Annotated in this window: 6 protein-coding genes; all 6 read left to right on the top strand. The window is 69.3% G+C overall.

The annotated features are described in order from the left end of the window. Positions 1-399: 399 nt before the first annotated feature. The 6 genes from ACZ6DL_RS23965 to ACZ6DL_RS23940 all read left to right on the top strand — a co-directional run bounded on the left by ACZ6DL_RS23965 (position 400) and on the right by ACZ6DL_RS23940 (position 7,551). On the top strand, positions 400-594 hold the full coding sequence (locus tag ACZ6DL_RS23965) for a hypothetical protein (RefSeq protein ID WP_466054313.1): 195 nt from the start codon (positions 400-402) through the stop codon (positions 592-594). Between the two features lie 218 nt (positions 595-812). Then, positions 813-2,033, top strand: a complete 1,221-nt coding sequence (locus tag ACZ6DL_RS23960) for a sensor histidine kinase (RefSeq protein WP_466054311.1) — start codon at positions 813-815, stop codon at positions 2,031-2,033. After that, positions 2,030-2,707 carry a response regulator transcription factor gene (locus tag ACZ6DL_RS23955; RefSeq protein WP_466054309.1) on the top strand — a complete coding sequence of 226 codons (678 nt, stop codon included), beginning with the start codon at positions 2,030-2,032 and terminating at the stop codon, positions 2,705-2,707. Before ACZ6DL_RS23960 ends, ACZ6DL_RS23955 begins: the two co-directional genes overlap by 4 nt. A gap of 253 nt (positions 2,708-2,960) precedes the next feature. After that, positions 2,961-3,899, top strand: a complete 939-nt coding sequence (locus ACZ6DL_RS23950) for an alpha/beta hydrolase (protein ID WP_466054307.1) — start codon at positions 2,961-2,963, stop codon at positions 3,897-3,899. 20 nt (positions 3,900-3,919) lie between these two features. After that, positions 3,920-5,839 (top strand): ABC transporter ATP-binding protein, encoded by a 1,920-nt coding sequence (locus tag ACZ6DL_RS23945; RefSeq protein ID WP_466054305.1) that lies wholly within the window; start codon positions 3,920-3,922, stop codon positions 5,837-5,839. Further along, the gene (locus ACZ6DL_RS23940; protein ID WP_466054303.1) at positions 5,836-7,551 is read left to right on the top strand and encodes an ABC transporter ATP-binding protein; all 1,716 of its coding nucleotides are present in this window, start codon (positions 5,836-5,838) and stop codon (positions 7,549-7,551) included. Before ACZ6DL_RS23945 ends, ACZ6DL_RS23940 begins: the two co-directional genes overlap by 4 nt. Positions 7,552-7,594 lie beyond the last annotated feature (43 nt).

Below are 7,594 nucleotides of genomic sequence, written 5' to 3'. Positions count from 1 at the left end.
GGGCGGCGTTGGTGTATCTGGCCGAGTTGCGGATGCCGATCAGTATCGAACTGCCCACCATGAACCGGGACATGACCCAACCACACCGCTGACCCCGGGCGAGCGCGAGGCCGTTCCCGGACGAGTCTCCGGGCCGGTCCTCGGCCGGTCGGCGACGAAGCGCACGCCGATGCGCTCTCGAGCCTGCCGCCGGTAGCGATGAGTAGTCCCGCGCCAATAGCGCGGCTGGGCAGTGCGGGATGAGCAGTGTATTCCGTCCTGAGTTGTGAGGAGTTCGGCAAGCATGAGCCATAGGACGCTCGGTCCGCCGCATGGCTCGACCGCGAAGCGATCGATGTCCGGAAGTGGAGCGGGGTACGCCGGGTCGATGCCGCCCACGGATCGAACGGTGCCGTCGATATGACAACCCCCCAGCACTTCCGGCATATCCACATCGAATCCGGAGCCTTGGTCCTGGACTACCAAGCGTGTGCGGAACAGGCCGGGAGCGTAGCCGCCAACTTGGCGCGGAGCCATCCGGAGCTGATCGTCACCATCGATGACGACGTCCACGTCGGGTTGCCGACGCTGCCTTGCGGCGATTTGTGGAAGTGAATCCCGCCGGCGCGGACTCGCCCGGGCACGCCATCGAGGCAGCGGCGAGACAGCGGAGCCGATCGCGCCCGGGCGGATCGGTCCGAGGATCGTCGCGGCCGGAGTCGCTGTCTACGTGAATACGCGTAGGGAAAGCGCGATCGGCTGCGTCGGTCGTCGTAGCCGATCGCGCGCTCGGGCGGGAGCGCGCGAACTCGGGGATGCCGTACCCTCACGGCATGGTTCTGCGGGCGGTGTCGCGACGGCTGTCTGCCTGGATTTCGCGTCGGCCCGCCTGGTTCCCGGATGTCCTGCTGGCGCTGTTCGTCGCCGTGATCCAGGTGCTGAGCGCCGCGATCCCGGTGCCGCTCGAGCCGGCCTACACACCGGTGTCGGGTTTCGGATACGCCCTGCTGATCGTCAGCGGCCTGGCCGTCGCCGCGCGTCGCAGCCAGCCGGTCGCGGTGTTCGTGATCACGGGGGTGGCGAGTGTCGTCTATTTCGGTCTCGGCTTCCCCGACCGGCTTTCCTATCTGGGCCTCTTCGTCGCCCTGTACACCCTCGCCGCCTATGGCGACGGGCGGCGATCGCTGCTGGTCGCCGGTGGGGGCATCACGGTGCTGGCCCTCGGCTGGCTGATCGCCGCGGCGGACATCCAGCCGCTGGTGGCCATCGGCTGGGTGTTCTTCCGGATCGGCGCGTCGGTGATCAGCACGATCCTCGGCGAGTCGGTCCGATCCCGCCGGGTCATCGCCGCCGACGCGCAACAGCGCGCAGAATTGGCCGAACGATCCCGCGACGAGGAAGCCAGGGCGCGCGTCGACGCCGAACGGCTGCGGATCGCGCGCGAAGTCCACGACACCGTCGCCCACGCGATCGCCATCATCAACGTGCAGTCCGGCGTCACCGCCCACGTGCTCGACAAGCGACCGGAACAGGCCCGCGAAGCGCTGCGCACCATCGAACAGACCAGTTCGCGGGCACTACGGGAGATGCGAGCCATTCTCGGCGTTCTGCGCGACGGCGACGAACGCGAGCCCTACCCCGGTCTCGGCCAGATCGATGAACTGGTCGGCAAGGCCCGCGACGCCGGGCTCGACATCGCGTTCGAGCAGACCACCCCGGTGACGCCGCTCCCCAGCGCCGTGGGCAGCGCCGCGTACCGCATCGTGCAGGAATCGATCACCAACGTGATCCGGCACGTCGGCCCGACCAGGGTGACGGTGGCGCTCGACCCCGGCATCGACGCCTTGCGGATACGAGTGATCGACGAAGGCCGCGGCGACGCCGCGCGCGTCCCGGCGCACGCGGGCGGCTCGAACCCGACCGGCCGCGGCATCGTAGGGATGCGGGAACGCTGCCGGTTGCTCGGCGGTGAACTCGACGCGACGCCGCGTGCCGGCGGCGGGTTCGAGGTCACGGCCCGATTGCCGCTGACTCCGGTCGGATCGCGCTTGTGAACTCGACGCCTCCGATCAAGGTTCTGCTCGCCGACGACGAACGCCTGGTCCGCTCCGGTTTCAAGGTCTTGCTCGACCTGGAGGACGACATCACGGTGGTCGGTGAAGCCACCACCGGCGCGGAAGCTGTCGAACTCGCTCGTGCCACTCGCCCCGACGTCGTCCTGATGGACATCCGCATGCCCCGCCTGGACGGGATCCGCGCCACCGCCCAGATCGCGCAGGCCACCGGGATGGAGCGGGTCAGGGTGCTCATTCTCACCACCTACGACACCGACGAGAACGTCTTCGACGCCTTGCAGGCGGGCGCGAGCGGATTCTTGCTCAAGGACGCGGGCCCCGCCGAGCTCTTGCACGCCATCCGGGTGATCGCCGCCGGTGACGCGTTGCTCGCACCCCGGATCACCCGCCGCCTGATCGGCCAGTTCACCGCGCAGCGCAGGGCCGCCAAGTCCGCGCAGGACCGGCTCGCCGTGCTGACCGACCGTGAGCGCGAAGTGCTGGCCCTGGTGGGGCAGGGCATGAGCAATGACGAGATCGGCGCCGCGCTGTTTCTCAGTCCCGCCACCGCCCGCACCCATGTCAGCCGCGCGATGGTGAAACTGGGTGCGCGCGACCGCGCGCAGCTGGTCGTGATCGCCTACCAGACCGGGCTGAGTGATCCCACCCCTTAGAGATCGGGTTCCTCCGCGTCCGAGTGCCGGCGCGGCCCCCGGGCAGCGAGCGGTGCGTGCACGAGATCCCCGCGATTCGTCGGGGTGGTCGTCGCGGTACATCGTTGTCGCGGTGAGTGATTTCGTGAACCGGATGCGCGCCCGGCTACGACGACCGACGCAGCCGATCGCTATTCGTATACGCGTATTCACGTAGACAGCGACTCCCGTCGCAGGAAGCCGAGCATGCCCGGCGAGCGCGACGATCGACGGCATGATCTTGGATCCCGAACTCGAAGCAGCTGTCTCGTTCTTCCCCCCGGCCGACCTGAGCGACCCCGTCACCGCCCGCAAACGCCTCGCCGAGCTGGCCGCCGCGATCCCGGTACCGGCCACCGCGCACCTGCGGATCGAAGATCGCACGGTGCCCGGCGACGTCGATGTGCCGATACGGATCTATCGGCCACGCGGGGCGCGAGGCGCGATGATCTGGCTGCACGGCGGCGGATTCGTGATGGGCGATCTGGACACCGAACATCCGTGGGCCACGATGCTCGCCGAGAATTCCGGCGCGACGGTGATCTCGGTGGGCTTCCGCTTGGCGCCGGAACATCCGTTCCCCGCCGCCCATGACGACGTCTACGCGGTGCTGGCCTGGACGGCCGAGCACGCGGCCGAACTCGGCATCGACCCGGCGCGGATCGCGATCGGAGGCCACAGCGCCGGCGCGGGACTCGCGACGGCGGTGGCGTTGCGGGCGCGTGACCAGCAAGGGCCGCCGATCCGGTTCCAGCTGCTCAACCAACCCGTCCTCGATGACCGGCAGCAGGCGTGGTCGGCGCGTAATTTCACCGATACGCCCTTCGTGACCCGGGCGAAGGTGGCTCAGATGTGGCAGCACTACCTGGGTTCCACGCCTGCCACACCGTACGCCGCGCCCGCGCGGGCCACGGATCTATCCGGTCTGCCACCCGCCTACATCGCCACCGCCGAGTTCTGCCCGAACCGCGACGAAGACATCGACTACGCGCTGCGCCTGCTGCGGGCGGGCGTGCCGGTCGAGCTGCACCAGTGGCCCGGCACATTCCACGGGTCGCAGGCGATCCTGTCCGCCGAGGTGTCCCAGCGCCAGAGCGCCGAACTCGCCGCTGTGCTGCGCCGCGCCCTGGCCGATGCCTCGACCGGCTCGCAAAAGCATTCAGCCGCACAGTGATCGATGAAGGCCGGAGAACGATGAGCACCATCGACCTCGCCGAGGCGAGCAAGCAGTCCACCCCACCCCCATCGGCTGCCGAACCCTCGGCGCGGCGGAGCGCGACGGAGTTGCTGCGCCCATACCTCGGGGGTTTCGCCGCCGTCGTCGTCCTCCAGATCGTCGGCGCGGTCGCTGGTCTGGCGCCGTTGCTCGCGGTGGTCGAACTGGGCCGAACGCTGTTGTCGCCGAATCCGATCGATCACGGACATGTCCGGATGATCGTGCTCGCGGGTGCGGCCGGACTGTTCGTCCGGCTGCTGTGCACGGCCGCGTCGTCCGGACTCGGGCATCTTCTCGACAGCCGGGTGCAGCTGTCGTTGCGCAGGCAACTGGCCGCACGACTGGGCCGGGTCCCGATCGGATGGTTCTCCCGCCGCCGCACGGGCGAGCTGGCGACGATCGTGGGCAAGGACGTCGACGCCGTGCACCCGCTCATCGCCCACACCCCTGGTGAGCTGGTCGCGGCCTTCGTCGTGCCGCTGGTCTCGCTGATCTACTTGTTCACCGTCGACTGGCGCCTGACGTTGATCACGCTGATACCGGTGGTGCTGGCAGTCGCGCTGGTCCCCCTCATGATGACCCCCGCCCGGCTGCACGCACAGAAGGAGTTCGACGCGGGGATGGGCCGGATCGCGAATGCGACCGTCGAGTTCGTGCAGGGCATCTCGGTGGTCAAGGCGTTCGGCTCCGGCGAGCGTGCCCACCGGAGATTCCGCACGGCTACAGACGATTTCGCGGACTCCTTTCTGCGCATGGTGCACGGTCTCGCCGGCATCGGCGCGGCGATGCAGGTGGTGCTGTCGCCGCCGTTCGTGCTGCTGGTCGTGCTGATCGGCGGCACGGTCCTGGTCCAGGTCGGATCCCTGGCTCCGGCGGATCTCCTGCCGTTCCTGCTGCTGGGGCTCGGCCTGACCGCTCCGGTCGCGGCGCTGGGTCACGGCTTCGACGATCTACAGGCCGCGCGGCGCGCGGTCGGCCGGATCCGGGACGTGCTCGCGGTGCCGTCGCTACCGGAGCCCGCGCTCCCGGTCGCACCGCAAGGGAACCGGGTGGAGCTGCGTGACGTCCGATTCGGCTACGACGCCGATCACGAGGTGCTGCGGGGGATCGACCTGGTGCTCGAGCCGGGTACGGTCACCGCCATCGTCGGGCCGTCGGGAAGCGGGAAATCCACCCTGGTGCAGCTGTTGCCCCGATTCTTCGATCCGACCCACGGTTCGGTCCTGCTGGGTGGTGTCGACCTGCGCCGACTCGGCAGCCGGGAGCTCTACCGGATGGTCTCCTTCGTCTTCCAGGATGTTCGCCTGCTGCGCGCGTCGGTCGCGGACAACATCGCGCTGGCGGTACCGCGGGCCGACCTCGACGACGTGGTGCGCGCGGCCCGGCTGGCGAACATCCACGACCGGATTCTCGAGCTGCCGCACGGCTACGACACGGTGCTCGGCGCCGATACCGGATTGTCCGGCGGTGAGGCGCAGCGGATCTCGATCGCCCGCGCGCTGCTGGCCGACGCACCCGTTCTCGTGCTCGACGAGGCGACCGCCTTCGCCGACCCGCAGACCGAACAGGCCGTGCGCCGAGCCATGACGACACTGAAGGGCGATCGCACAATCCTGGTCATCGCGCATCGTCTCGAGACCATCGCCGACGCCGACACCGTCGTGATGTTGGAGAACGGATCGGTCGTCGAACGCGGCACGCCCGCCGAACTGCTGGCGCAGAACGGGAAGTTCGCCGAATTCCGGCGATCGCACCGAGCCGCGCGCACCGATGTGGTCGAAACCCTCGGCGGCGTGTTACGGCGCGAACTCGGGCCACGCAGCAGGCAGTGGAACGCGACCACGCGGCGGCCCACGGACGTCGCCGATCAGACATCGCAAGGAGGCGAGCCCCGATGATTCGCATGCTGCTGCGCGTGCTTGGACGCGAGTACGCGCGGCCCGTACGTCGCACCGTGGCCATGATGACGGCCACCTCGATAGCGGAAGGCCTGTCCTACGCGTTTCTGGTTCCGCTGCTGCGGGCGCTGTTCGGCGACACGCCCACGGACGCCTGGCCCTGGCTGATCGCCTTCGGCGCGGCGATCGCGGGCTACGCGGCGCTGCGCTATCGCAGCGATCTGTCCGGGTTCCTCGTCGGGACCACGCTGCTGCGCGGTGTCTATCGCCGATTCGGCGATCGCCTGGCCCGATTGCCCCTCGGCTGGTTCACCGCACGCCGCGTCGGGGAGGTTTCGGTACTCGCGAGCGAGGGTGTGCTGCAGGCGATGAGCGTGATCGCGCATCTGCTCGCACCGATGATCTCCGCGAGTGTGACGCCGCTGACGATCGTCGCCGTGATGTTCGCCTACGACTGGCGCATGGGGCTGGCCGCGCTGGCCGCCGTACCGGTCGTGGCGGTGATCCAGCTCTGGACGGGACGCTCGATGGCCGCCGCGGATGCCGAACGGACCGAACGCGTGAAGGAGGCGACGGGGAGAGTCATCGAATTCCTTCAGGCGCAGCCGGTGCTGCGCGCCGGCGGCCGGACTGCCGAACGATTCCGGATGCTCGACGATTCGTTGTCGGGACTCGAACGCGCCTCCCGCCGGGCCATGCTGTCGGCGCTGCCCGGCATCGTGGGACTGACGCTCACGGTCCAGACGATGTTCACCGCGCTGCTGGCCCTCGGCGCCTACCTTGCGCTCGGCGGGCACATCGGTGCGGCGGAGATCCTGACCATCCTGGTGCTGGCCGCCCGCTGCGCGGATCCGCTGCTGTCGCTGTCGGAGATCGGCGGCAAACTCCGCGGCGCGCGTTCCGTGCTGGCCGGTCTCGACACGGTGTTGCGCACCGAGCCGCTGCCGGAACCTCGCAGGCCGATCCCACCGACCGGTCACGACCTGGCGTTCGAGTCCGTCGTCTTCCGGCACGGCGGTCGCACCGTGATCGACGACGTTTCGCTGTCGGTACCCGAGGGACAGCGAGTCGCGATCGTCGGACCATCCGGTGCGGGCAAGAGCACACTGCTGCAATTGCTCGCACGGTTCTACGACGTGGACGACGGCACGGTGCGTGTGGGAGGCGTCGACGTGCGCGCGATCGGCACGGATGTGTTGATGCGGCGGTTCGCCATCGTCTTCCAGGACGTCTATCTCTTCGACGGCACCATCGAGGAGAACGTGCGCCTCGGCCGTCCCGATGCCGACGACGCCGAGGTGCGGGCCGCGGCGGCCGCCGCCCGGCTGGACGAGGTGATCGAGCGGCTGCCCGGCGGCTGGGCGACGAATGTCGGCGAGGGCGGAGCGCTGCTGTCCGGCGGTGAGCGGCAACGGGTTTCGATCGCACGAGCGTTGCTGAAGAACGCGCCCATCGTGCTGCTGGACGAGGTGACCTCCGCGCTGGACCCGGTGAACGAGGCGGCTGTGCACGACGGTATCGAGCGCCTGATGGCGGGCCGGACGGTGGTGCTGGTCGCGCACCGGCTGCGGACCGTCCAGCGCGCCGATCACATCGTCTTCCTGGACAACGGCCGGATCGTCGAAGAGGGCAGCCACGACCAGTTGGTGCGCCGGGGTGGCCGGTACGCCGATTTCTGGGCGATGTCCATGGCAACGGCAGCGAGCGAATGAGCCGGGATGTCGTCACCGCGGCCGGGATCAGCGGCGGTGACGA

This window comes from Nocardia sp. NPDC041819 (assembly GCF_055590505.1).
This window is presented reverse-complemented; position numbering and strand designations above follow the sequence as displayed.

Excerpts from the sequence above, each read along its gene's own strand:
- ACZ6DL_RS23965 (WP_466054313.1), top strand. The coding sequence starts at position 400 with ATGACAACCCCCCAGCACTTCCGGCATATCCACATCGAATCCGGAGCC.
- ACZ6DL_RS23940 (WP_466054303.1), top strand. The coding sequence starts at position 5,836 with ATGATTCGCATGCTGCTGCGCGTGCTTGGACGCGAGTACGCGCGGCCC.
- ACZ6DL_RS23950 (WP_466054307.1), top strand. The coding sequence starts at position 2,961 with ATGATCTTGGATCCCGAACTCGAAGCAGCTGTCTCGTTCTTCCCCCCG.
- ACZ6DL_RS23960 (WP_466054311.1), top strand. The coding sequence starts at position 813 with ATGGTTCTGCGGGCGGTGTCGCGACGGCTGTCTGCCTGGATTTCGCGT.
- ACZ6DL_RS23945 (WP_466054305.1), top strand. The coding sequence starts at position 3,920 with ATGAGCACCATCGACCTCGCCGAGGCGAGCAAGCAGTCCACCCCACCC.